The organism is Actinoplanes sp. NPDC049548 (assembly GCF_040676695.1).
In the GTDB taxonomy this organism is placed as follows: domain Bacteria; phylum Actinomycetota; class Actinomycetes; order Mycobacteriales; family Micromonosporaceae; genus Actinoplanes.
Window position 1 is genome coordinate 79,944 of sequence record NZ_JBFAPM010000007.1, and the last position, 21,040, is coordinate 100,983.

General features: G+C 73.7%; 18 protein-coding genes. 7 read left to right on the forward strand and 11 right to left on the reverse strand.

Features of this window, described 5'->3' with window-relative positions; all coding sequences use genetic code 11:
- Positions 1-70 precede the first annotated feature (70 nt).
- Together AB0J80_RS15935 and AB0J80_RS15940 are read left to right on the forward strand one after the other, a co-directional pair.
- Complete coding sequence (locus AB0J80_RS15935) at positions 71-751, forward strand: EcsC family protein (RefSeq protein WP_364705193.1); 681 nt, start codon at positions 71-73, stop codon at positions 749-751.
- Between the two features lie 70 nt (positions 752-821).
- Entirely contained in the window at positions 822-1,427 is a 606-nt protein-coding gene (locus AB0J80_RS15940; protein WP_364705195.1) for a hypothetical protein, read from the forward strand.
- Here AB0J80_RS15940 and AB0J80_RS15945 read toward each other — a convergent pair.
- Genes AB0J80_RS15945 through AB0J80_RS15970 form a run of 6 tightly spaced genes read right to left on the reverse strand, consistent with a single transcriptional unit; the run spans position 1,415 to position 7,250 of the window.
- Positions 1,415-2,260 carry an NAD(P)-dependent oxidoreductase gene (locus AB0J80_RS15945; protein ID WP_364705197.1) on the reverse strand — a complete coding sequence of 282 codons (846 nt, stop codon included), beginning with the start codon at positions 2,258-2,260 and terminating at the stop codon, positions 1,415-1,417. The genes AB0J80_RS15940 and AB0J80_RS15945 overlap by 13 nt on opposite strands.
- Entirely contained in the window at positions 2,257-3,330 is a 1,074-nt protein-coding gene (locus AB0J80_RS15950) for a cytochrome P450 (protein ID WP_364705199.1), read from the reverse strand. The genes AB0J80_RS15945 and AB0J80_RS15950 overlap by 4 nt, the downstream gene beginning before the upstream one ends.
- Positions 3,327-4,046, reverse strand: a complete 720-nt coding sequence (locus tag AB0J80_RS15955) for a glycosyltransferase family 2 protein (protein ID WP_364705200.1) — start codon at positions 4,044-4,046, stop codon at positions 3,327-3,329. Before AB0J80_RS15955 ends, AB0J80_RS15950 begins: the two co-directional genes overlap by 4 nt.
- A gap of 11 nt (positions 4,047-4,057) precedes the next feature.
- A complete protein-coding gene (locus tag AB0J80_RS15960; RefSeq protein ID WP_364705201.1) occupies positions 4,058-5,509 on the reverse strand; it encodes a class I adenylate-forming enzyme family protein in 1,452 nt (483 codons plus the stop codon).
- Entirely contained in the window at positions 5,509-6,240 is a 732-nt protein-coding gene (locus AB0J80_RS15965; RefSeq protein ID WP_364705203.1) for a glycosyltransferase family A protein, read from the reverse strand. Before AB0J80_RS15965 ends, AB0J80_RS15960 begins: the two co-directional genes overlap by 1 nt.
- On the reverse strand, positions 6,237-7,250 hold the full coding sequence (locus tag AB0J80_RS15970) for a 3-oxoacyl-[acyl-carrier-protein] synthase III C-terminal domain-containing protein (RefSeq protein ID WP_364705205.1): 1,014 nt from the start codon (positions 7,248-7,250) through the stop codon (positions 6,237-6,239). Before AB0J80_RS15970 ends, AB0J80_RS15965 begins: the two co-directional genes overlap by 4 nt.
- A gap of 141 nt (positions 7,251-7,391) precedes the next feature.
- On the opposite strand from AB0J80_RS15970, the gene AB0J80_RS15975 reads away from it, so the two are divergent.
- The 3 genes from AB0J80_RS15975 to AB0J80_RS15985 are packed head-to-tail and all read left to right on the forward strand — an operon-like array spanning position 7,392 to position 10,129.
- Entirely contained in the window at positions 7,392-8,948 is a 1,557-nt protein-coding gene (locus AB0J80_RS15975; RefSeq protein ID WP_364705207.1) for a Na+/H+ antiporter, read from the forward strand.
- Complete coding sequence (locus tag AB0J80_RS15980; RefSeq protein ID WP_364705209.1) at positions 8,945-9,211, forward strand: UBP-type zinc finger domain-containing protein; 267 nt, start codon at positions 8,945-8,947, stop codon at positions 9,209-9,211. The genes AB0J80_RS15975 and AB0J80_RS15980 overlap by 4 nt, the downstream gene beginning before the upstream one ends.
- Before the next feature lie 3 nt (positions 9,212-9,214).
- A complete protein-coding gene (locus AB0J80_RS15985; protein ID WP_364705211.1) occupies positions 9,215-10,129 on the forward strand; it encodes a ketopantoate reductase family protein in 915 nt (304 codons plus the stop codon).
- Positions 10,130-10,596: 467 nt separating this feature from the next.
- On the opposite strand, the gene AB0J80_RS15990 is transcribed toward AB0J80_RS15985, so the two are convergent.
- The 5 genes from AB0J80_RS15990 to AB0J80_RS16010 form a co-directional block, all read right to left on the reverse strand.
- Positions 10,597-11,232 (reverse strand): dihydrofolate reductase family protein, encoded by a 636-nt coding sequence (locus AB0J80_RS15990; protein ID WP_364705214.1) that lies wholly within the window; start codon positions 11,230-11,232, stop codon positions 10,597-10,599.
- Between the two features lie 31 nt (positions 11,233-11,263).
- Complete coding sequence (locus tag AB0J80_RS15995) at positions 11,264-11,446, reverse strand: hypothetical protein (protein ID WP_364705216.1); 183 nt, start codon at positions 11,444-11,446, stop codon at positions 11,264-11,266.
- A 943-nt stretch (positions 11,447-12,389) separates the two neighbouring features.
- A complete protein-coding gene (locus AB0J80_RS16000; protein ID WP_364705217.1) occupies positions 12,390-13,211 on the reverse strand; it encodes a patatin-like phospholipase family protein in 822 nt (273 codons plus the stop codon).
- A complete protein-coding gene (locus AB0J80_RS16005) occupies positions 13,208-14,434 on the reverse strand; it encodes a glycosyltransferase family 4 protein (protein WP_364705219.1) in 1,227 nt (408 codons plus the stop codon). Before AB0J80_RS16005 ends, AB0J80_RS16000 begins: the two co-directional genes overlap by 4 nt.
- A complete protein-coding gene (locus tag AB0J80_RS16010) occupies positions 14,431-16,380 on the reverse strand; it encodes an amylo-alpha-1,6-glucosidase (protein ID WP_364705221.1) in 1,950 nt (649 codons plus the stop codon). The genes AB0J80_RS16005 and AB0J80_RS16010 overlap by 4 nt, the downstream gene beginning before the upstream one ends.
- A 272-nt stretch (positions 16,381-16,652) precedes the next feature.
- Between AB0J80_RS16010 and glgX the strand changes: the two genes are divergently transcribed.
- Together glgX and treY are read left to right on the forward strand one after the other, a co-directional pair.
- Positions 16,653-18,764: a glycogen debranching protein GlgX gene (gene glgX, locus AB0J80_RS16015; protein WP_364705654.1), complete on the forward strand. Its 2,112-nt coding sequence runs from the start codon at positions 16,653-16,655 to the stop codon at positions 18,762-18,764.
- Positions 18,764-21,040, forward strand: a complete 2,277-nt coding sequence (gene treY / locus AB0J80_RS16020) for a malto-oligosyltrehalose synthase (protein WP_364705223.1) — start codon at positions 18,764-18,766, stop codon at positions 21,038-21,040. Before glgX ends, treY begins: the two co-directional genes overlap by 1 nt.

Below are 21,040 nucleotides of genomic sequence, written 5' to 3' on the forward strand. Positions count from 1 at the left end.
CGGTGTCGTGCACGTGCATCTGCAAGGCACAATGAGTGCAGACCTCCCCTCCCGCCGCTCGGAGCGATCCGTGAGTGAACCCGCCGTACCCTTTTCACCCAGCACGTCCGACGACGCCGGCCCACCGGGGTCCCTCTGGGCCCGGATGAAGGCCGACCCCCAGTACGCCCCCGAGCACCTCGCCCTCGAGGCCGTGCGCAGGCTCGGCCCGGAGGCTCGCAGCTGGGCCGAACGCGCCCGCGAAGCAGAGCCCGGCGTCACCGCCGACACCCTCGCCGAGCAGGCCGCCAAGCGCTTCCTGAACCACGCCCGGCTCTCCGGCGCCGTCTCGGGGGCCACCGGACTGCCCGGCGCGGTCGTCGACGTCGGGGTGCTCGCCTGGACGCAGTCGCGGATGGTGCTGCACATGGCCGCGGCCTACGGCGTCGACCCCACGAGCGCCGAGCGCGCCACCGATCTCCTGGTGCTGCAGAAGGTGCACAAGGTCGCCGAGACCGCCCGGGTGGCGCTGGGCGTGGCGGCCGGCCGCGAGCGGGCCAGCCGGCTCTTCGCCGGCGCCACCGACCGGCCGCTCAGCGGCGTGATGGTCAAGCTGGGCGTCAAGCTCGCGCAGATGGCGGGCGTACGCGCGGCCAAGCGCATGTTCGCCAAGATGATCCCCGGCGCCGCCGTCGTGCTGGGCACCTGGGTCAACTCGGCTGCTACCAAGGATCTCGCCCAGCGCACCCGTGAGCTGTACGGCCGCTCCTAAAGTGCCCTTCGCCGCTGTCGATCTGTCCCGGGTGATCGACCAGGTCCGGCAGCAACGAGGGGAGGAGCGCATGAGCGACCGCCGACGCTGGCTGCTGCTCTTCGCACCCCTCCTGCTGGCGGGCTGTGGAGGGCTCGGCGGCTCCTCGCCCACGGGGACACCCTCTCCCGTCGCGACCACCGGCAACGGAAACGGCAGCGGCTCCTGGCTCGTGGTCGCCCACGGCAGCCCGACGCCGACGCCGCGGCCGAGCAGCGGCATCCCGCCGTACCCGATTTCGACCGCGACAGGTTTCCTGCCGGTCGCCCCGACGACCGGGCCCACGCCGACGCCGACCTGCGCTCCGGACACCGTGCACTTCTCCCGGATCGGTGCGCTGGACGTCACGCCGGGCACCACCAGCGCCACGGCGACCTGGTACAACGTCGGCGGGTACAACCTGGTCGAGTACCGGCTCACCGCGATCAGCCAGGACCTGAGGACCGGCAAGCAGCGCGACATCGGCTGGGTGACGATCAAGCCCAAGAAGGCGTGCGGCCCGCTGAGCGCCACGATCAGCAAGCTCGACCGCAAGACCGGCTATGTCTTCTCGCTGGACGCCGTGGTGACCCGGCGCAGCGGTGCGGGGACGCACGCGGGCACGCTCATGCGCTCGCACGTCATCTACACCAAGTAGTCCGCCAGCTCCCTCTGCGGCCGGTAGCCCTGCGTGCGGGCGCGGCCGATGTCGAGCACCATGCCGTCGGTGAGCTGGTCGACCGCGTAGCGGGTCAGTGAGGGCGTCACCGCGGCCAGGCCGCGGACCGGGCCGGCGGGAACATGCCGGACCGGCACGCCGAGGACGCGGGCCAGCACGTCATCCCTTCGGTACGGGCGCGCGTCCGCGATGTTGTACGCCCCGCCCGGCCACGTCAGCGCCGCCAGACAGGCCGCCGCCAGGTTCTCCACCGCGGTCAGGCTCATCGCCACGTCGGGCCCCGGCAGCCAGGCCCGCCCCCCGCGCACGACCCGGCGCAGGCGCGGCAGCAGGTGCCGGTCGCCGTCGCCGTACACCGCCCGTGGGCGCAGCGCCACCGCTCCCGCCGCCAGGGCGAGCCGCTCGCCGGCGGCCTTGGTGCGCCCGTACGCGCTGCGCTGACCGTCGGCCGGATGGTCCTCGCCGAGCGGCTGCTCGTACGGGCCCGGGCGGTAGACGCTGGCGCTGCTCACCCACACGACGGGCCGGCCCCGGGCGGCGTCGAGCAGCCGGGCCGTGCCTGCGACGTTGACCTCCCGGTACGCCTCCTCGGCCCGACGCCCCGGGGGAGGATCGCCGACGGTCGCGGCCAGATGCACCACGGCGTCGGCTCCGGCCAGGTCGGGCACCTCACGGGCGGCGTCCCAGCGGACGTGCGCGCCGACCGGACCGGGACGCCGGCCCAGGCACACCACGTCGTGCCCGGCCGCGGCGGCGAGGCGTGCGACGGCCGTACCGCAGAAGCCGGAGGCGCCGGTGACCGCGAGTCTCACGACGGCCGCACCACCAGCGAACGCCACGACGGCAGGGCGGCCCGGCGGTCCACCCGGGCGCGCACCACGACCGGCCGGTACGGCGCGAGAGCCCGCAGCACGTCGGTGAGCTGGGTCCGGGCCAGCCGGGCGCCGGGGCACGCGTGGGCGCCGGCGCCGAACGCCAGCTGGGCGATGCGCGCGGGCATCGGCCGGGCCGGGTCGGGGTCGAGCCGGTGGGCGTCGAGGGCGTGCCGGGCGACCAGCAGCATCCGGTCGCCGGCGCGCACGGGGCATCCTCCCGGCACCGGCAGCTCGCCGGGCCCGGCCGCCACGCGGGGCAGCAGTGGGGTCGGGGCGGTCACCCGCAGCAGCTCGTCGGCGAGCGCCGGGTGCTCCGCGTACCCCCAGAGCTCCGCGTCGCAGGCCCAGGCGACGGCCCGCGGCACGGCCGCCACGGTGGTGGTGACCGCGGCCACCGCCAGCATGGTGGCGAGCGCCGCCGGGTCACCGCCGCCCGGCGAGAGCAGCGACGAGAGCTTCTCCGTGGCTTCCCGGGCCGTACGGTCCGTGCCGGGTCGGCGCGGGCCCGGCAGGTGCGCGCGGGCGGCCGCGGCGGCGGCTTCGCGGGCCGCCGAGGCGAGCGTGACGCCGTCCACATCGGCCTCGAGCAGGGCGGCGGCGGTCGTCCCGGCCAGCTCGGCCGCCACCGGGACGAGGTCGACGGGATCGCCGTCGGCGAGCGGCTTGAGGCGGCGGTCCAGCAGCTCCGTCCAGATCGGGCGGAGCCGCGCCACCCCGGCCGCGCCGAGCGCCTCGGCGGTGTCCCGGCGGGTCCGGCGGTGGTCGTCGCCGGACTGGTCGAACAGCAGGTCGCCGCCGGTGAGCCTGCCCGCCGCCCCGCCGGTGGTGCCGGGCGCGGTCCGGTCGAGCGGGACCCGCGTCAGGCCGGCGACGAAGGCCTCGCGGTCGTGCACGAGCAGGGTGCGGCCCAGCCGTACGGCCGGACGGCGGCGGGTGGCGGCCAGCAGGGCGAACAGCAGGGGGTGGCTGCCGAGGTAGACGCGCCGGTCGCGGGTGCGGGCCCTCATCGGACGTGCACCGCCTGGCCCTCGGGCCGGTAGCGCCGGTCCCAGTGCCACAGCAGCGTGCGGCGCGGGCCCCAGCGGCGCAACCGGCGCAGGCTCGACTCGACCACCAGCTGTTCGGCCCGGATGATCCGGTCGGTGTGCTGCCGGGCGCGGTTGAGCAGGGTCACGTCCTCGGCGCCGTCCTCCAGGGCCTCCCGGGGGGTGCCGCCGCACCGCTCGTACAGCGCGGCGGTGATGGCCAGGTTGTGGCCGTGGACCAGCAGGAACGGCGTACGGGCGGACGCGGAGCGGTGCAGCAGGCGGCCGACGCGGGCAGCCAGGCGCACGACGGCCGGATACACCCGGCGTTGCGCCCACGTGGGTCTCTCATCGGCGCGGGGGACGCTGCGCCCGCACACCATGTCGGCGTGGTCCAGCAGGGCCCGGCCGGTCGCGACCCAGTCCGGGGCGGGCAGGCAGTCGGCGTCGGTGCGCAGCAGCTTGGTGGCGCCGTGTGCGATCGCGTACCGGAATCCGGTGTCCGCCGCCGTGCCCGCACCCGGCGCGGGCTCGGTGACGACCTCGACCTCGCCGGCGAACCCCGCGGCGACGGCGGCGGTGTCGTCCGTGGACGCGTTGTCCACGACGACCAGGGTGAAGTCGCGGTCGGACTGGGCCGCGAGCGCCGCCAGCGTGCCGGGCAGCAGCCGGGACTCGTTGTAGGCGGGAACCACCACGGCCAGCTCCCTCATGAGCGCGCCGCCAGCCGGGCCGCCGCCGCCCGGTCCGGTTTGCGGGACCGCCCGGCGAGGGGCACGTCGGCGACGACCACCGCGTCCGGCCGGGCCGCGCCCATCCTCTGCAGCGGGTCGCGCAGCGCGGCCCGGACGGCGTCGGCGGACACGCCCGGCGTGGGCTGCACCACGGCCACCACGCGCTCGTCGCCGTCGCCGGCCGGTACGCCCACGAGCACCGCCAGCTCCACACCCGCCACGTGCAGGGCGGGCTCGTACAGGCCGGGATAGATGTTCTCGGCGCCGCGCAGGATCATGTCCTTGCAGCGGCCGCCCAGCACCACCCGGCCGTCCACGGCCCGGCCGACGTCGCCGGTCGCGACCCACTCGTGCGGCTCCTCGCCCAGGTAGCGGTGGGCGGCGTTCGCTCCGGCGAGCAGCAGCTGCCCCTGGTCGTCCGTGCGGGCCCGGACGCCCGGCAGCAGGTCGCCCACCAGGTCGCCCTCGCCCTCGTACGCCGCCTTCGCGCGGGCTTCGACGGCGGCAGCGGGGAAGACCTCGGTGAGGGCGTACACGCCCCAGGCCTCCTGCGCGCCGGCCTGCCGGACCCGGGCCAGCAGGTCCGCATTGACCGGTGCGGATCCGCTGTAGACGCGGCCGGTGAAGCGCATGCCGGCGGCGAGCGCGGCGCGCAGCTGCGGCGGCGTCAGGTACGTCGCCTGCGGCCCGAGCCGGGCGGCCTGCCGGACCAGGCGCGCCGCCCCGCCCGCCGGCAGGGCCACCGGAGCACCGCCGGCCAGGGACGGGACGAGGACGAAGAAGGTGCCGCCGAGCACCGGCCGGTCGGGCGCCGGGCGGACCAGGTCGTGGACCAGGCGCATGCCCGCGGTGAGGCTCGCGCGGGTGTGCACCACGGCTCGCGGGCGGCTGGTCGTGCCGGAGGTGAAGACCACGACGGCGTCGCCCTCACCGTCGTGGCCCCGGGGGCGCGGGCCGGGGGCGGGTGGCAACGCGGGGGCGCTACCCGGCAGGCGCCGTCCGATGGTGACGGTCGGCGCCAGCGCGGCGAGGTCGGGCAGGGCCAGGTGGGCGCGGCGGGCGAGCGGGGCCGCCCAGCCGGCGACCGCCTGCGCGGCCGCGTCCGCCAGAACCAGCCGCGGGCGGGCCAGGGCCAGCCGGGCCAGCAGCACCTCCGGGCCGGCGGTCGGGTCCAGCACCGCGACGCGCAGGCCCAGGTGATACGCCGCCAGCAGGACGGTCAGGGAACGGGGGCCGGGGCGTACCGCCACGCCGACCGTGTCACCGGCGACGAGCCCGCGCGCGTGCAGCGCCGCCGCGTAGCCGGTGACGAGCCGGTGCAGGTCGCCGCGGGTGGCCCGGACGACGGGCCGGCCGCCGCGCCTGGCACCGAGGACGGCGGGCCGCGGGTCGTCCTCGCGCAGGCTCGCGATGAGGTCGCCGAGCATCAGCGGGGATCCGCCGTGAGCGGGCCGCTGCCCCGGTCGAGGTACCACTTCGCGGTGCCGATGATCCCGTACGCGCTCAGCCGCCGCGTCGAGTTCTCCACGACCATCGCCCGGCTGTGCCGGATGGCCGGGGTGGTCCGGCGTACCCGGTTGAGGAAGGTCCGGTCGGTGGGGGAGGGCCGCCGGGGCATCCCGCCGCACGCCTCGTACAGCTCCGCCGTGATCGCCATGTTGTTGCCCGCGTGCATCCGGTAGGGCGCCTGGTACCCGGCGTCGCGGTGCGCCGGCCGCAGCCGCCCGAAGGCCGCCGCCGCACCCACCAGCGCACGGAAGAGCGCCCGCCCGGCGGGACCGTGCTCGTCGCGGCGGGCGGTGATCCGGCCGCACATCAGCCCGGCGCCACCGTGCAGCCCGGCCCGGGCCGCCGCCACCCAGCCCGGCCGCGGCAGGCAGTCCGCGTCGGTACGCGCGAGCAGCGTGGCACCCTGCGCGATGGCGTGCCGGAACCCGGTGTCCACCGCGCAGCCGACCCCCTTCTCCGGCTCGACGAGCACGTGCACCGGGAACGGCGCGGTGAACGCCCGGGCGATGTCCGCGGTGCCGTCGGTGGAACCGTTGTCCACCACGAGCAGCTCGAACGCGGTGTCCGTCTGCGCCGCGAGCGCGTCGAGGGTCTGCCGGATCCGCGCCGCCTCGTCGTACGCCGGCACGACCACCCAGAGCTCGGTCATGAGGACACCTCCCAGACCATGGTCATCAGGCTCACGCCGCCGCCCAGCCCGACGAACAGCACCCGGTCGCCCGGCACGAGCCGGTCCCGGACCCGGGCCAGCTGCACGCCCAGCGTCGCGCTGGCCAGGTTGCCCAGCTCCGGCACGGTGATCTCGAGCTTCTCCGCCGGTACGCCCGCCACCTCCACGAACCGCTGCAGGTACGGCATCGTCACCTGGTGCACGAGCACCTTGGCGTAGTCGTCCCACCCGAACCCGGTGCGGTACGCCACCCGTTCGAGCAGGCCGAGCCCGATCTTCTCGAAGACGCCGCGCAGCTTGTGCCCGTCCCCGGTGAAGTACGTGTGCTCGTCGCCGCGCGGGTGCCGCGAGCCGCCGCCGAAGATGCCCCCGACCGGCCAGTGCTGGGAGTGGGTCTCGCTGTCCACGTCGAGGATGCCGCCCGTGCCGACCCGCTCGACGAGCACCGCCGCCCCGGCGTCGCCGAAGGTGAACCCGGCGAAGGACTTGCGCGCCTGGGCCATCCCGTCCAGCCGGGGCCGCATCGACCGCGTCGGCGTCTCCCCGGTCACCACCAGCGCCCGGTGGGCGCGCCCGGCCAGGATCATCGAGCGGGCCAGGTCGATGCCGTTGAGGAAGCTGTTGCAGGCGTTGGTCACGTCGAGGGCGTGCGCCCGGCTGCCCAGCGCCGCCTGCACGACGTGGGCGGTCGCCGGCTCGACCATGTCGCGGGTCGCCGAGGCGAACAGCAGCAGGTCGATGTCGAGCGCGTCCAGACCGGCCCGGTCGAGCACCGTTCGGCCGGCGCGGACGGCGAGGTCGGAGGCGTACTCGTCGGGGGCGGCGACGCGGCGCCGGTCGATCCCGGTCGTCTGCGCGAACATCCCGGCGGGCAGCGGCAGGCCGCTCGCCGCGGCGACCCGCTCCTGGAGGTCGGCGGTGGTCACCTCGCGTTCGGGCAGGACGCTGGCCACCGCGGTGATGCCCACGCGGGGAACGGTCAAGGTCATGAGCGCCAGCCTTCAGCAATGCGGGGGTGCACGGCGTGAGTAGAACGGCTCATTCTTCCTAGGCCCCGCGGCTGCCGGCAGCCCCGCCGGGCGTGGGTGGCGCCACAGGCCACGCGGCGCGGACTTCTCTAAGCTTCCCGCATGGAACCCATCGTCGACACGGTCGTGATCGTGGCGATCTGCGTGCTCGGCGCGGCCCTGGCCCGGCGGCTCGGCTTCATCGCGCCGCTGGTGCTGCTGGTGGCCGGTCTCGGCCTGTCCTTCGTGCCCGGCCTGCCCGAGGTGCACGTCGAGCCCGAGCTGGTGCTGATCGGCATTCTGCCCCCGCTGCTGTACGTGGCCGCGCTGCAGACCAACCTCGTCGCCTTCCGCCGGGCGCTGCGGCCCATCCTGCTGCTCGCCGTCGGTCTGGTGATGTTCACCGCGTTCATCGTCGGCTTCGTGGTGCACGCGTTGCTGCCCGACGTGCCGCTGGCCGCCTGCATCGCCTTCGGCGCGGTCGTGGCGCCGCCCGACGCGGTGTCGGCCACGGCCATCGCCCGCCGCATCGGCCTGCCGCGCCGGGTGGTGGTCATCCTCGAGGGCGAGAGCCTGCTCAACGACGCCACCGCGCTGGTCATGGTCCGGATCGCGGCCGGTGCGCTCGGTGCGGCGGTCAGCTTCTGGGACATCGCCGGGCAGGTCGCGCTGAAGGCGGGCGTCGGCGTCCTGCTCGGCCTGGCGGCCGCCGTCGCGGCGGCGTGGCTGCACAAGCGGATCACCGACCCGCTGCTGGACGACGCGGTCTCGCTGCTCACCCCGTTCGTCGTGGTGATCGTCGCCGAGGAGCTGCACTCCTCCAGCGTGGTCGCGGTCGTGGTGGCGGGTCTCTACCTCGGCCACCGGATCCCGTACCTGTTGTCGGCGACGTCGCGGTTGCAGATGGACGCCGTCTGGAAGCTCATCACCTTCCTGCTCGAGGGGGTCGTGTTCCTGCTGGTCGGCCTCCAGCTGCGCGATCTGGTCAGCCACCTGGAGGCCGACGTGGCCACCACCTTCCGGGTCACCGCCCTCGTCTTCCTCACCCTGGTCGCTGCCCGCTTCCTCTGGATGTATCCGGCGACCTACCTGGCCCGGCTCTTCCCGCGGATCCGGGAACGGGAGGAGCGCCCGCCGCCGGCCGTGCCGGCCGTCATCGCGTGGGCGGGCATGCGAGGCGTGGTGACGCTCGCGGCGGCGCTCACTCTTCCGCGCTCCGCGAACGTGCCGGGGGACCTGTTCGTCTTCGTCGCCTTCGCGGTCATCGTGCTCACCCTGCTGATCCACGGCACCACGCTGCCGATGCTGGCCCGCGGGCTGGGCGTGCGCGAGGACACCAGCGCGGAGGACGCGCTGGCCGAGGCGAGCGTGCAGCACGCCGCGAGCCGGGCGGCCCGCGAACGGCTCGAGGCGGCCGCGGACGGCGCACCCGAGTCGGTGGTGGACCGGCTGCGGGCGCTCACCGACAGCCGCTCCAACAACGCCTGGGAACGGCTCGGCAGCCAGGCGCAGGAGACCCCCTCGGCCGCGTACGGCCGCCTGCGCCGGGAGATGATTACCGCCGAGCGGCACGTCTTCAAGATCGCCCGGAACGAGGGGCGCATCTCCGAGGAGGTGCTCAACCGTGCGCAGCGCGAGCTCGACCTGGAAGAGTCCCAGCTGAACCGGAGTGACGATTGACCTGCGAGCATCTCAAGAACGTTGCCGAGCCCACCCCGCAGTCGCCGTACGAGGCGGGCTGCCCGGAGTGCGTGCACGACGGCTACCAGGACTGGGTCCACGTCCGGCTCTGCCTGGACTGCGGGTACGTGGGCTGCTGCGACTCCTCGCCGCGGCGGCACATGTCCCGGCACCACGAGGAGACCGGGCACCCGGTGATGCGCTCGTACGAGCCGGGTGAGACCTGGAAGTGGTGCTTCGTCGACGACGTGCTGGGGGTCTGAGGCGTGCGGACCCTGGTCGTGGGCGCCGGGGCGACCGGCGGCTACTTCGGCGGCCTGCTCGCCGGTGCCGGCCGGGACGTCACGTTCCTGGTCCGGCCGCGACGCGCCGCCGCGCTGGCCGAGCGGGGCCTGAGGATCCTGTCACCCGGCGACGAGCGGGTGATCCCGGTCCGCACGGTCACCGCCGACGCCCTCGACGGGCCGTACGAGCTCATCGTCCTGGCGGTCAAGAGCTTCGGGCTGGAGCAGGCGATCGCGGACGTGCGGCCCGCCGTCGGCCCGCGGACGGTGATCGTGCCGCTGCTCAACGGCATCCGTCACATCGGCGTGCTCGTCGAGGAGTTCGGCGCGGACCGCGTCTACGGCGGCGTCTGCATGATCGCCGGCACGATGAACGACCAGGGCGACGTCGTGCGGATGACGGGCCTGCACCGGCTGGCCTACGGCCCGCTGGAGGGCAGCGACGACCGGCTCGACGCCGTGGCCGGGGCGCTGTCCGGCGCGGAGTTCGAGTCCCAGCCGTCGGCGCAGATCGTCCAGGAGATGTGGGAGAAGTGGGTCTTCCTGGCGAGCCTCGGCGTGGTGACGACGCTGATGCGCGCCACGGTCGCCGACGTCACCGCGGCCCCGGGCGGTGTCGCCTTCGCCGGGGCCGTGGCGGAGGAGGCCATCGCCGTGGCGTCGGCCGCCGGCCACCCGCCACGGGAGTCCGCCCAGGCCTTCCTGCGCACCTCGATCACCGCGCGCGACGTCCCCACCACCTCGTCGATGTACCGCGACATGGTGGCGGGGGCCCCGGTCGAGGCGGACGCCATCGTGGGCGACCTCGTCGCGTACGCCGAGCAGCACCGGATCCCCGTACCGCTGATCTCCGCCGCCTGGACCAACCTGTCGATCTACAGCCGGGGACGCGGCTAGAACCGGACCTAGGCGCCAGGACGAAGGCGGATCGCGGTGGCCAGCATGTTCCGGGTGCTCTGCCCGCGGAGCCTGGCCCGTACTACCTCGGGTGCGGTGATGACCAGGGCATGCAGCTGACGCTGAGCGTCAGCGCCGGCTTCGACCGCCGCGCGCGCCGGGGATGCGGCCGGTCGAGTTCGACGACCGGTTCCCCGGCGGTCAGGCCGACGCCGTATCCGCTGGAGCACCAGTGCCCAGGCTCGTAGTCCTGAGTGCTGTTCGGCCGGGGCGAGCAGTTGCGCGTATCCGTCGGGATCGGTGGCCACAGTGATGCTGGCCAGGACTGCGGCGGTGTGGGGCCGGTACCGGCAGCAGCGAACGGACAAGTCCCGCGCGAAGGCTCAAAGCCAGTCAGACGAAGAGTCACGTCCACCGCTACCGGCCGCCAGCCCATCATCAACAGACCGACACCACCAGCTTCACAGTCAGTCGAGGCCGCGGCCGGGTGCGGACATGTCGCCGGTCCCCGGCGTGCCGTCGGCGAGCGCGTAACGCAGGTAGACGGTTCCCTTCGGGCTGACCGCCGGCGGTTCGAGCAGCGTCAGGTTCGTGGGCACCGCGCCGCCGTCGAACACCTTCTTGCCGACGCCGAGCACGATGGGGTGCACCCAGAGGTCGAGGCGGTCGAAGAGCTTCTCGCGCAGCAGGGTCTGCACCAGGTCGAGGCTTCCGACGACCTTGATGTGCTCGTGCCGGTCCCGGATCTCGCGGACCGCGGCGGCCAGGTCCGGGCCGAGCTGCGTGGACCCCGCCCACGGCAGGTCGGGCTTGCCGCGCGAGGCCACGTACTTCGGGATGCTGTTGAACAGGGTGGCGATCTCGTCGTCCTCGCCGCCCTCCTGGTGCGGCCAGAACCCGGCGAAGATGTCGTACGTGCGCCGGCCGAGCAGGAGGGCGTCGGTGCCCTCGTACGCGGCGCCGATCTGCGCGCCGGACACGTCGTCCATCAGGGGCGCCTGCCAGCCGCCGAAGGGGAACCCGGCCGGGTCCTCCTCGGGGCCGCCGGGCGCCTGCCCGACGAGGTCGAGGGTCGCGAACATCTCGATGTGGATGAGGCCCATGGCGTACTCCCGATAGGTCGGTCGGCTGTCGTCAGACGGTAGACCTGCCGACGCCGGCGAACTCATCGGTCGACGGGCCGTGCAGGTGCGAGCCGTGGGTCCAGAGCCGCTTGGCCCGGCACATGGCACCGAGCGGCGCCGGCTCGGCGGCGGCCGAGACCAGGATCCGCCCGGCGGTGCCGCCGCAGGCCCAGGATCTGGCGGTGCTGGTCATCGAGGTTTCCCCGGCCGGTGCGGATGGCGAACCGGGCCGGTGCCGGTTTCGTCGGTCGGCATGCCGGGGCCGGCGTTCGCTGTTTCGTTTGTGCCGGAGGTGCGGATCGTCCAGTCGGTTCTGGATGATTTCTTGATATGAAATGTCCCTGGTTGGCTTCGTCGGATCCGGGGGTGCGCGGGATAATGGGAAAATGACGCAACTCGCATTGTTTTCCACGAAGAATGTGCGGGATCGGACGTTGCGTCGCCATCATTCGCCGGAGGCTGAGGAGTTCCGGCGCCAGCATGAGCGGCACCGCGCGTGGGGCTTGGTGCAACGTCATTCCAGGCGTCTGCGTCGGCTGCGCCGGGCCGCGGCCCCACAGCCGGTCGTTGATGACCGCCGCCCGGAGGCGTCGCCCGGCATGCCGCATCCCGGTGACACAATGGATCATCGCGGGCGGCCGGAGCGATCGGCACTGCACGACGGGCCGGGGGGTTGCACCGCATCTGAGGACGGCAGTGTGCACCGTAGCGGCGCGGGACACCGCGGCGAGGCGGGGGCCGTGGAGCAGGTGCGGGCGACCAGCTCGCCTGGTTCCACCAGCGCGCGGCGGCCGCTCCAGCCGGGCGTGGCAGCTGTTTCAGCGGGGCGTGGCGGTCGATTCAGCGGGCGCGGCAGCCGCGCGTCCCATGCGACCAGAAACGGGCAAACTCGAAGCCCGCCTGCCGCTTCCGTGCACCCGAACATTCCGGCGCACATCGAACCACCGACCATTGTCATGCCGGACCGGTGAGGGGGCCCTGCCGATCACGACGGAAAGGCGAACGAGACCTCCGGCGAGAACTGTCAATGGCGAATCCGAGCGCACTCATATTGGCGGATCAGAGGATGCTCCGGCGACTGGAGAAAGGAGACGATCGCAGCTTCCCGGCAGAAATCTCGACCCCTGACAGCGCACTCAGCTCCAGGCCTGCGCGACGGCGGCCGCGACCTTCTCGGCCTGGGCGGCGCCCGCGGCGAGGGCGGGTCCCCGGCGGCCGGGGTCGAGGATGTTGCCGCCGATCGCTTGCCGGGCGGTGGCGTCCGGGACGATCAGCATGCTGCGGGGTGCCGCCAGCTCGGCCAGCTCCTCCGCGGGCGAGGCGCGGAACATCCCGGAGGTGGGGGCGATCACCACGACGGCGTCGGCACCCGCGGCCAGGTCGGCGTTGGTGACCGACCGCACGCCGCCGTCCATGTACCAGCCGTCGCCCACCCGTACCGGTGGGAAGACGCCCGGGAGCGCGCAGCTGGCCGCGACCGCGGCGGGCAGCGGCACCTCCGCGCCGGCGTCCCAGGCGGCCAGGTTCCCGGTCGCGGTGTCCACGGCCGTGACGACCAGCCGGGGCGCCCAGGGCCACTCGTGCACCGGCAGCTGCCCGGCGAACCGGGCGACGTGCGGGCCGTCGTCGCCCACCGGCGCGCGGCGGGCCAGCGCGCCCAGCCTCGCCCGGACGTCGCGCGGCGGCAGGGACCGGTCGCTGAGCACGGCGAAGCCCTGGGCGAGCAGGGTCGGGTCGATGCGCGGCGACAGCTCGATCTCGATCCGGGCGGCGCCGGAGACGGCCTCGTCGAGGTCCGCGCCGGTGGCCAGGAGCGCACCCACGTACGCACCCGCCGACGTGCCGACGATCAGGTCCGCCTTGCCGAGGTCGGTGCCGGCGCGGCGCAGGCCGGTGAGCAGTCCGAGCTCCCACGCGATGCCGGTGATGCCGCCGCCGCCGAGGACCAGCGCCCTCATGCGGTGAGCAGCCGGTCCGCCGCCAGCACCCGCTCGGCCTCCCGGGTCATCCCGCCGCTCGCCTGCGCGGCCTCGTACACGGCGAGGGTGCGCGCCGCGATCTCGGGCCAGGCGAAGTCCTCGCGGACCCGGCGGCGGCCGCGGCGGGCCAGGCCGCGGGCGAAGTCGCGGTCGGCGAGCACCGCGCTCACCGAGGTGGCCAGCGCCTCCGGATCCTGCGGGCGGAACGTCACGCCGGTGACGCCGTCCTCGACGATCTCGGCCAGGCCGCCGGTCGACGACACGGCCACGGGCGTGCCGGCAGCGGCCGCCTCCAGCGCGACCATGCCGAACGGCTCGTAGATGCTCGGCACCACATAGCAGTCGGAGGCGCCCATCAGGGCGGTCAGGTGGTGCCCGGTCAGGAAGCCGGCGAAGCTCACCGCGGGGCAGGCCATCGCCTCCAGCTCCGCCCGGTACGGGCCGTCGCCCGCGATCACCACGCGCAGCCCCGGGCTCGTCTCGAGCAGCCGGGGGACCGCGGCGATCAGGTGCTGGACGCCCTTCTCGTAGACGAGCCGGCCGGCGAAGGACACCAGCGGGGCGTCCCCGGCGAAGCGGCGGCGGGCGGCGGCGACGGCGCGGGGGCGGGCGTACCAGCGCAGGACGTCGACGCCGTTGTGCACCACGTCGGACTTGGACACGGGTACGCCGAACTGCCGGACCACCTCGGCGCGCATGTACTCCGAACAGACGATGACGCGGGCGGCCTCGGCGGCCAGCCAGCGCTCGACGTCGTCGATCGTGCGGTTGTGCGGGTGCGGCAGGTAGCCCTGATGCCGGCCCGCCTCGGTGGCGTGGATCGTGGCGACCAGCGGCACGTCGAGGTGTTCGCGCAGGGTCACGGCGGCGTGCGCCACGAGCCAGTCGTGCGCGTGCACGACGTCGTACCTCGCGGTGCGGGCGGCGCGCAGGGCGGCCCGGGTCAGGGTGTGGTTGAACGCCGTCGCCCAGCCGGCCATGTTGCCGTTCTCGACGGGGAAGGCGGGCGGGTCGTCGGGGGCGCGGACGATGTGCACGCCCTCGGCGTACTCCTCGCGCAGGGAGCCGGGGGTGTGCCGGGTGATGACGGTGACCTCGTGGCCGGCGGCCACCAGCGACGTGGCCAGGGCGTGCACGTGCCGGCCCAGGCCGCCGACCAGCAGCGGCGGGTACTCCCAGCTCAGCATCAGGATCCGGCTCATGAGGCGTACCCCCGTACCCGCAGTGCCTCGGCCACCGACCGGGCCGAGAACGGACTACCCGTCGCCCGGTGCGGCGCGTCGCCGTCCGCCGTCTCGCTCAACGATCCCACCCCCGCTTCGCGCATGTGCGCCTCCAGTCCGGTCAGCAGCCCTTCCGTGGGCAGGCCCGTGGCGGCGCAGGCGTCCGCGTACGGGCCGATCAACCAGGGCCACACCGTGCCCTGGTGGTAGGCGATGTCCCGTTCGTCCCGGCCACCGCGGTGGGTGCCCTGGTAGCCGTACTCGGTGGGCGCCAGCGTGCGCAGGCCCAGCGGGGTGAGCAGCGCCCCGCCGACGGCGCGCACCGCGGCCCGGTCGAGGTCGCGGCCGTCCGGGCCGGCCAGGGGCGCGTGCGGCAGGGACCAGGCGAAGAGCTGGTTGGGGCGCAGCGACGGGTCGTCGTCGTAGGCCCCGGCACCCAGCGGGTACGTGGAGGCCGGCCCGTCGATGACGTCGTAGAGCCAGCCCTCGGCGGCGCGGAACCGGGCGGCGAACGACTCCCGTGCCCGCGCGTGCCGGGCCCGCAGGTCTCCGCTGTCCCTGCCGGCCTCGTCCAGCAGGTCGGCCATCGCGGCCAGGGCGTTGACCCAGAGCGCGTTGATCTCGACCGGCTTGCCGATCCGCGGGGTGACCGGCCCGTCGTCGGTGTACGCGTTCATCCAGCTGCCCGCGTCGCCGTCCAGCCGTACCAGCTCGTCGGCGGTGTCGAGAGCGAGCGTGCCGCCGTCACCGATGTGCCCGCGCAGGAGCCGGGAGAGCGGGCCGACCAGCATGGCGGCGAGATCGCTGTCCCCGGTCCGCCGCACGTGCCGGTCGACCGCGTGCACCAGCCACAGCGGCGCGTCGAGCGAGCCGTGCGGTCCCCACGGGCCGGTCTCCTCGCGCACCGCCCGCGCGGCCGCTTTCGCCCGGGCCAGCAGCAGCTCGCGGCCCTCCTCGGCGCGGCCGGTCTCGAGGAACAGCCCCTCGTACGCCGTCATGGTGTCGCCGAGGTAGCTGCCGAACCACGGGTAACCGGCGACGACGTCCGGACCGTCGGCCCCGGCGACCACGAAATGATCCGCGGCCAGCACCAGGCCGGCCGCGGTCCCGTCGGCCTTCGCCGAGGTCACGAGCGCATGAGCGCGTTCGCGGGCGGCCGCGACGACGGCGGAGGCGGCCGGCGGCCGGTCGTCCAGGGCGCCCGCCCAGGCGCAGATCTCCATCGTGCCGCCGGCGTCCAGGCGGTCGACGAACGTGCCGGCGAACCACAGGTCCTCGGTGGCGCTCAGCCCGCGGGCCGCCTCCTCCCGCTGGTACGCCCCCAGATGCCAGCCGCCCCCGGCCTGCCAGCCCGGCCCGGCCAGCCGGTACGCGTCCTCGACGACAGCCCCGTCGGCGAGGTGCTCGACGCGCGGGTCACCCGCACCCGCCTGCCGCAGGCCGTGCGCGTCCCGCCACGTGCACATGGCCGCGACGGCCAGCCCCACGGGACCGGGCGCGGCGACGACCCGGTGCACGACGCCGAGGGCGCTGCGGCCGTGCACCATCGCCAGCTCCCGCTCGACGACGACGTCACCGACCCGCCACCGCCACCGGGGCAGGCCGTCGTCCAGCGTGAAGGTCTCGAGGTGGCGGTGGCCCTGGGGCGCCACGGCCCCGGACTCCCACTCATGGGTGTACAGCGGGACGTGCGCCCCCGAGGGCAGCGTGAGGGTGAGGTCGAGCGCGGCCAGCGCGACGTGCCGGACGGCCGTGGCGGGGTGGGCCACGGCGAGCAGCGCGTGGTACCGGCGGGTGCGCAGGCCGGAGACGGTGCCCGTGGCGTATCCGCCGAGGCCGTCGGTCACGAGCCATTCGAGGTGGGCGCCGCCGTCGGGCGAGAGTGAGCCGCAGGTCTGCGGACCGGTGACGATCGGCAGGGTCATGGCTTGGACAGCTCAGTCAGCGACACGGTGCCCTCTATGCTCGAATTCTCGACCGTCAAACCACCCTGTCCGGTGATCGACCGCACAGCTCGGGGGCGAAGTATCTGCGGGTAACCGGACAGTCGCGCAGACGTTATCAGCCGCATCGGTGAGAATGACCGCTGACGCGGCCGTACAGGATTGAACCCCCGCAAGCGTGGGCACACGTGCCCAGCCCGCGGGGGGTCGCCCTCACGATCGCGGGCACCGACGGTCGAGGGTGGGAGCAGCACATGCAGGTGTGGCCGGGGCACCGGTATCCACTGGGCGCGACGTACGACGGGACGGGCACCAACTTCGCGATCTTCTCGGAGGTCGCCGAGGCCGTGGAGCTGTGTCTCTTCGACGCGTCAGGCAATGAGCGCAAGGTCCAGCTGCACGAGCAGGACGCGTTCGTCTGGCACGCGTACCTGCCGGGGGTGGAGCCGGGACAGCGGTACGGCTATCGGGTGTACGGGCCGTACGACCCGTCCCGGGGGCTGCGGTGCAACCCGCACAAGCTGCTGCTGGACCCGTACGCGCGGGCGGTGGACTCGGACATCGACTGGCACCCGAGCCTCTACGCGTACGACTTCGACAACCCGGACCAGATGTCCGATCTGGACTCCGCGCCGCACATGGCCAAGGGCGTGGTGGTCAACCCGTACTTCGACTGGGGCAACGACCGGCGTCCGGACATTCCGTACCACCACTCGGTGATCTACGAGACGCACGTCAAGGGCCTCACCGAGCGCCACCCCGAGGTGCCCAAGGACATGCGCGGCACGTACGCGGCGATCGGCCACCCGGCGATCATCGAGCACCTCGCGAAGCTGGGCGTGACCGCGATCGAGCTGATGCCGGTGCACCAGTTCGTGCACGACAACCGCCTCGCCGACCTCGGGCTGCGCAACTACTGGGGCTACAACACCCTGGGCTTCTTCGCGCCGTACCACGGCTACTCGGCGATGGGCTCGCTCGGCCAGCAGACCCAGGAGTTCCGGGGCATGGTCAAGGCGCTGCACGCCGCCGGCATGGAGGTCATCCTCGACGTCGTCTACAACCACACGGCGGAGGGCAACCACCTCGGCCCGACGATGAGCCTCAAGGGCATCGACAACCGGACCTACTACCGGCTCGTCGACGACCAGCCCAATTTCTACATGGATTACACGGGTACGGGTAACAGCCTCAACGTGCGCAGCCCGCAGAGCCTCCAGCTGATCATGGACTCGCTGCGCTACTGGGTCACCGAGATGCACGTCGACGGCTTCCGCTTCGACCTCGCGTCCACCCTGGCCCGGGAGTTCTACGACGTCGACCGCCTGTCCACCTTCTTCGAGGTGGTCCAGCAGGACCCGGTCGTGGGCCAGGTCAAGCTGATCGCCGAGCCGTGGGACGTCGGGCCGGGCGGCTACCAGGTCGGCAACTTCCCGCCGAACTGGACGGAGTGGAACGGCAAGTACCGCGACACCGTGCGCGACTTCTGGCGCGGCGAGCCGGCCACCCTGGCGGAGTTCGCCAGCCGGATCACCGGGTCGGCCGACCTCTACCAGGACGACGGCCGCAAGCCGTTCCACTCGATCAACTTCGTGACGGCGCACGACGGGTTCACGCTCAACGACCTGGTCTCGTACAACGACAAGCACAACGAGGCCAACGGCGAGGAGAACCGCGACGGCGAGAGCCACAACCGGTCGTGGAACTGCGGCACCGAGGGCCCGACCGACGACAAGGCCGTGCTGGCCCTGCGCGCCAAGCAGCGGCGCAACTTCCTCGCCACGCTGATGCTCAGCCAGGGCGTGCCGATGATCTCGCACGGCGACGAGCTCGGCCGCACCCAGCAGGGCAACAACAACGCGTACTGCCAGGACAACGAGCTGGCCTGGATCGACTGGGAGAACGCCGACGAGACGCTGCTCGAGTTCACCCGCAAGCTGACCGCGTTCCGCCACCGCCACCAGGTGTTCCAGCGCCGCCGCTTCTTCACCGGCCTGCCGGTGACCGCCCGCGGCGGCGGCGACCCGCTGCCGGACCTCGAATGGTTCACTCCGGACGGCCGGCAGATGGCGGGCGACGACTGGGGCAACGACTTCGGGCGCGCGGTCGCCCTCTTCGTCAACGGCGAGGGCATCCGCGAGCGCGGCCAGTACGGCCAGCGCCACGTCGACAGCTCGTTCCTGCTGTTCTTCAACGCCCACGACGCGCCCATCGAGTTCGCCACCCCGCCCGCCGAGTACGGCGAGAAGTGGGAGAAGGTCATCGAGACGGCGGAACCGTCGCCCGACCGCCCGAACGTGGTGGAGGCGGGCTCCAAGATCCTCGTGCCCGACCGCTCGCTCATCGTGTTGGACAGGACGGTTTGATGCCCCCCCACCAGCCCACTGGTACGTACCGAGTCCAGATCCGCCCCGACTTCGGCTTCAAGCCCACCGCCGAGCTCGCCGACTACCTGGCCGACCTGGGTGTCAGCCACCTCTACACCGCGCCGATCCTCACCGCCGCGCCCGGCTCCGAGCACGGCTACGACGTCGTGGACCACACCAAGGTCAGCCCGGCGGTCGGCGGCGAGGAGGGCCGGCTCGCGCTCAAGGCCGCCCTCGACGCGGCCGGGCTGGGCCTGGTCGTCGACATCGTGCCCAACCACGCCGGGGTGGCGGTGCCCGCCGCCAACCCGACGTGGTGGGACGTGCTCAAGAACGGGCGCGAGTCGGCGTACGCGAAGTTCTACGACATCGACTGGGAGAGCGGGAGGCTGCTCATCCCGGTGCTGGCCGACGAGCCGGACGCCCTCGACGACCTGCGCGTCGAGGACGGGGAGCTGCACTACTTCGACAAGCGGTACCCGCTTCGCCCCGGCACCGGGGAGGGCACCGCCCGCGAGGTCCACGACCGCCAGCACTACGAGCTGGTCAACTGGACCCGCGGGGACAGCGAGCTCAACTACCGACGGTTCTTCGCCATCGTGGACCTGGCCGGGCTGCGCGTGGAGGACCCGGAGGTCTTCGAGGCCACCCACCGCGAGATCCTGCGCTGGTACGCCGAAGGCGCGGTCCAGGGCCTGCGCGTCGACCACCCGGACGGCCTGCGCGACCCGGGCGAGTACCTGCACCGGCTGCACGAGGCGGCGCCGGACGCCTGGCTCGTCGTCGAGAAGATCCTCGAGCCGGGGGAGGAGCTGCCCGACTGGCCGATCGCCGGCACCACCGGCTATGACGCGCTGGCTGAGGTCTGCGGCGTCTTCGTCGACACCACCACCGAGCGGTTCTTCGACACCCTCGACCACCACCTCACCGGCGGTGAGAAGAGCTGGCAGGACCAGGTCCACGAGACCAAGTTCCACCTCGCGACCACGCAGCTCGCCGCCGAGCTGGCCCGCATGTGCCGGCTGGTCCCGGAGGTCGAGGGCGCCGCGCAGGGCCTCGCCGAGCTGGCCGCCTGCTTCCCGGTCTACCGCTCGTACCTGCCGTTCGGCTCCCGGCACCTGGCCAAGGCGCGCTCCGAGGCGGGCCGCCGCCGGCCCGGGCTGATCCCGGCCCTGGACCAGCTCACCGCGCGGCTGCGCAACCCGGCCGACGAGCTGGCGATCCGCTTCCAGCAGTACACCGGGGCGGTGATGGCCAAGGGCGTGGAGGACACCGCGTTCTACCGCTGGACCCGCTTCACCGCCCGCAACGAGGTGGGCAACGACCCGTCGAAGTTCGGCGTCAACCTCGACGAGTTCCACGACGTCACGACGGAACGCCAGCGGCGCTGGCCGGCGGGCATGACGTCGCTGTCCACCCACGACACCAAGCGCAGCGAGGACGTCCGGGCCCGGCTCGCCGTGCTGTCCGAGCTGCCCGGCGACTGGACCGAGGTGGTCCGCCGCTGGGTGCGGGTCGCCCCGCTGCCCGACCCGGCCCTGGCCCACCTCATCTGGCAGGCCGCGGTCGGCGCCTGGCCGCTCGACCGGGAGCGGCTGCAGGCGTACGCGTTGAAGGCGGCCCGCGAGAGCGGCGTCGGCACCAGCTGGACCCGGCAGGACGAGAAGTTCGAGACGGCGCTGCGGCAGATGGTGGACCGGATGTACGACGACCCGGCCCTGCACAGCGAGATCGACGACTTCGTCCGCTCGATCACCGCACCCGGCTGGTCGAACTCGCTGGGGATGAAGCTGGTGCAGCTCACCATGCCCGGCGTGCCGGACGTCTACCAGGGCACCGAGCTGTGGGACCACTCGCTGGTCGACCCGGACAACCGGCGGCCGGTCGACTTCGGCGAGCGCCGCGAGCTGCTCGCCCGGATCGACGACGGCTGGCAGCCGCCGGTCGACGAGAGCGGCGCGGCCAAGCTGCTGGTCACCAGCCGGACCCTGCGGCTGCGGCGGCAGCGGCCGGAGCTGTTCAACCGGTACCGCCCGGTGTACGCCGATGGCCGGGTCGCCGAGCACGTGATCGCCTTCGACCGCGGCGGCGTGGTCGCGGTGGCCACCCGCCTGCCGGTCGGATTGTCACGTCACGGCGGCTGGCACGACACCACGCTGACACTCGACGGCCACACCTGGCGGGAAGTCTTCACGAACGCCAGTTACGGCGGGAACCGCCTGGCCGTGGCCGATCTGCTGCACACGTACCCCGTCGCCCTCCTGGTGAAAGAGTGA